Annotated in this window: 3 protein-coding genes; 2 read left to right on the top strand and 1 reads right to left on the bottom strand. The window is 70.3% G+C overall.

Going from position 1 to position 3,534, the window contains the following annotated elements; all coding sequences use genetic code 11:
* Positions 1-313 precede the first annotated feature (313 nt).
* On the bottom strand, positions 314-1,153 hold the full coding sequence (locus FNH05_RS34670; protein ID WP_144593075.1) for a Bax inhibitor-1/YccA family protein: 840 nt from the start codon (positions 1,151-1,153) through the stop codon (positions 314-316).
* 244 nt (positions 1,154-1,397) lie between these two features.
* Here FNH05_RS34670 and FNH05_RS34665 point away from each other — a divergent pair, with 244 nt between their 5' ends.
* Positions 1,398-2,834, top strand: a complete 1,437-nt coding sequence (locus FNH05_RS34665; protein WP_144593074.1) for an MSCRAMM family protein — start codon at positions 1,398-1,400, stop codon at positions 2,832-2,834.
* Between the two features lie 2 nt (positions 2,835-2,836).
* A partial coding sequence (locus FNH05_RS34660) for a class F sortase (RefSeq protein WP_144593073.1) occupies positions 2,837-3,534 on the top strand: 698 nt, incomplete at its 3' end.

The following is a 3,534-nucleotide window of genomic DNA, read 5'->3' as shown; positions in this document are numbered from 1 at the left end:
GCACCGCGCCCGGAGGCGGCACCGCGCCGGGCGGGGGCACTGCACCCGGAGGCGGGAACTGACCACCGGGGACGGGCTGCGACGGGGCGCCGAACTGGTTCGGCTGGGCGCCCGGGGGGCCGTAGGGCGAAGGCTGCCCTTCCTGCCCCGGCGAAGGGGGAACGCTCACAGGGACCTCACAGAGGTAAAAGGATCAGACCGTGCTCATCCAACACTGTGTGATCAATACCCCTGTGCGGGGCCCGGCGAGCGGGTGAAAAAACCACAGAGGACGCCCGGTTGATTACCGAGCGTCCCCTGCCTCGAGGAATGACTAGTCGTTCTGGAGGTACGACAGCAGCCGGAGGATCTCCAGGTAGAGCCACACGAGCGTGGTCATCAGGCCGAAGGCGGCGAACCACGCCCACTTCGCGGGCATCCCCTCGCGGATCATCCGGTCGGCCATGTCGAAGTCGAGCAGGAAGTTGAACGCCGCGATGCCGATCACGACCAGGCTGAAGATGATGGCGATCGCGCCGCCGCTGCGCAGGCCCATGTTCACACCGAACAGGCTGAGCAGCAGGTTGGCGAACATCAGGATGACCGCACCGGATGTGGCGCCGATGATCCACCGGGTCAGCTTGGGCGTCACCTTGACCGCGCCGGTCTTGTAGACCACGAGCATCGCGATGAAGACGCCAAAGGTGCCCAGGATCGCCTGCAGGGCGATGCCGTGGTAGATCATCTCGAACACCCCGGTGATGGCACCGAGCAAGACGCCTTCGGCGGCGGAGTACAGCAGCGTCATCGGGCCGCTGGGCTTCTGCCGGAAGATCATCACCATGGCGAGGACGGTACCGACCAGCATCCCGGCGAACAGGACGCCGAGCACCGGCCCCATCGCCCTCGCCTCGGCCTGACTCTGCGCCCATATGGCCGTGAGAACGCCGGTGACCAGGGCCGTCGCGAGCGAAAGGCCGGTCTTGATGACCACGTCGTCCACGGTCATCGGCCGGTCGCCGGCCCCAGCCATCTGCTGCGGCATGCCGTAACCGGCCCCGGGCGGCTGCTCGAAGCCTACGTTGGGACCGTACTGACCGTACTGGCCGTACTGGCCGTATCCCGCACTGCTCCTGGGCAGGTTGCGGAACGCGGGGTTGCTAGTGGAACGCACCTTGATCCTCCTGGATCTCCTGGCACCTGCGTCTGGTCCAACGAGCGGGACCGCCGGGGGGTTCCCGTCGAGTAAAGGCGACTTTACCCAGTTTCCCGGCCCCGGGGCGGACTCCGCTCATAACCAGCACTAATCAGTAATTCGGTGTATTGCCCGTGAGCGGCTTTCCCGCAACTCTCACTGGGGGTGTCCGGCCGGTCACCCGATCCAGTCGGGGACGATACGGGAAGGGATGAACGATTTCATGGGGAGAACGCCCCGCGCGCTCGCGGGCATCCTGATCGCCGGTCTCATCTGCCTGTTCACCGCCGCACCCGCCTCCGCCGCCTTCCAGCAGGAAACCGGGCACCTCGTGACGCCCGGCCAGCCCTACGGGGGCAAGGGGCGCTCCGGCGACTGGCTCGGCTCCTACCTCGTCGGGGGCAAGCAGGTCTTCTGTGTGCAGTTCGAGTACAAGGCCCCGGACACGAACGAGGCCAACCGCCCTGGTGACGAACTGAAGACGAAATGGGGCGACCCGCTGCCCGGGGACATCGCCGCCGAGATCTCCTACCTCCTGCTCCGCTACGGCGACACCCGCAACCCGGACCAGGCCGCGGCGCTGGCCCACCTGCTGCACTCCTGGACGGCCGCGCCCCGGCCCGGCCACGACGACCTCAACCCGGCCAACGACTTCCGCCACATCGCCTACGACGCCCCCTTCCACCTCGCCAAGCTGCCGCCCGCTGCCCAGCAGGCCGTACAGGACCTGCGTGCCGACGCCGAAGCCAACCGTGGACCGTGGACGACCTCGGTCGCCGCGCCCAAGGACACCCAGATCATCGGCACCGCGGGCAGCTGGCGGGTGGTCGTGCACAACGCCAAGGACAAGGACATGGCGAAGGTGCCGGTCACCGTCAAGCTCACCGACGCCACCCTTCCGGACGGCACCACCCAGGGCATCGTCACCACGGGTGACGACGGCACCGCGACCGTGCAGGTGGTGCCCACCGGCGCCCACCCCGGACTGGCCAGCACCCTTTCGGCCCCCGCCGACCGGCCCTACATCCAGGCTCCGGTCGACGTGGACACCCAGCGCGTCGTCTCCACCGGCGGCGAGAAGCAGCTGACCGCGCACGACGGCGTGGCCGCCCGGCCCAGGGCAGGCACCGTGCAGGTCACCAAGGTGGACGCGAAGACCGGCAAGGGCATCGACGGGGTCGTGCTGCGCCTGACCGGCAAGGACCGGACCACCCCTGCAACGGGCCAGGACGGCAAACCGCTGGTCGGGTCCGACGGCAAGCCCGTCGTCGTCACCACCGCGGGCGACGAGGGCAAGGCCACGGTCGACGGTCTGCGGGCCCCGCAGGAGGTCTGCGTGGTCGAGGTGAGCCCCGCGTCCGGGTACGACCGCTCGTTCGACCCGGCCCAACCGCCCTCCGCCTGTGGCACCGTGGAGGACGGCGCGACGCTGACCCTGAAGGTGGCGAACGCGCCGAACGAAGTGCCGACCGTGATCCCGGCAGGCTTCGGCCCGCCGACCGCGACCCTGCACGCGGACACCAGGACGATCACCTCTCCGCTCGGTTTCGTCCTCCTCGGCGGGCTCGCGCTGCTGGGATCCGCGTTTGTGGGCTTCCTCGCCCGGCGCCGCCGGCCGGCGACCGTCCGGGCCGAACGGCGCGGGCCGGCCTCGAGATGACCGTGTCAGGGCACCGCCCGGCGGGCAGCGGACGGCAGCGGGTGGTCTACTCCCGGCGCGGCAAACGGAGGCTGGTCAAGGCCTACCTGCTGGGCCTGGTCACCGTCCTGCTGCCGGAGGCGCTGGTCGCCGCGGTGGTGTTCTGGCCGCCGACCAGTGCCGTCGCCGGGCATCCCCAGCCCGTGATCGTTCCCCCGCCGTCCCCGGTGGTGGCCGCGCCCACACAGGCCCCGCCGGAGACGACCACGACCACATCGCCGGTCCCGCCGGTGGCACCGGCGAGCACACCGGAGTCCTCCGCGCCGGAAACCCCGGCGGCGGTGCCGGTCCAGGCCCCGGGCACGGTGCGGCTGCCCAGCGGCAGCACCGCGGTCCTGGTCCGGCAGGAGGTCGTGGGCGGGGTGCTGCCGGTGCCGCAGAGCCTGGGCCAGGCGGCCTGGTGGGGTGCGGACTTCGATGCCAATCGCGGCGCCAGCGTGCTCGCCGGGCACGTGAACTGGGGTGGGCGAATCGGTCCGTTCGCCGAACTGTGGCGTGCGCGCATAGCGCAGGAGATCCACGTGGTCGATCCGTCCGGGCGGACCGCGGTGTACCGGATCTCGCAGCTGATCACGCTGCACAAGGACGAACTGCCGCAGCGCGCCGCGGAACTGTTCGGCCAGACCGGGGCGCACCGGCTCGTGCTGGTCACCTGCGGGGG

It is taken from the genome of Amycolatopsis rhizosphaerae, from assembly GCF_007713715.1.
Classification (GTDB): Bacteria; Actinomycetota; Actinomycetes; order Mycobacteriales; family Pseudonocardiaceae; genus Amycolatopsis_E; species Amycolatopsis_E rhizosphaerae.
This window is presented reverse-complemented; position numbering and strand designations above follow the sequence as displayed.

Coding starts and splice junctions, on each gene's coding strand:
- FNH05_RS34665 (WP_144593074.1), top strand. CDS start 1,398: ATGGGGAGAACGCCCCGCGCGCTCGCGGGCATCCTGATCGCCGGTCTC.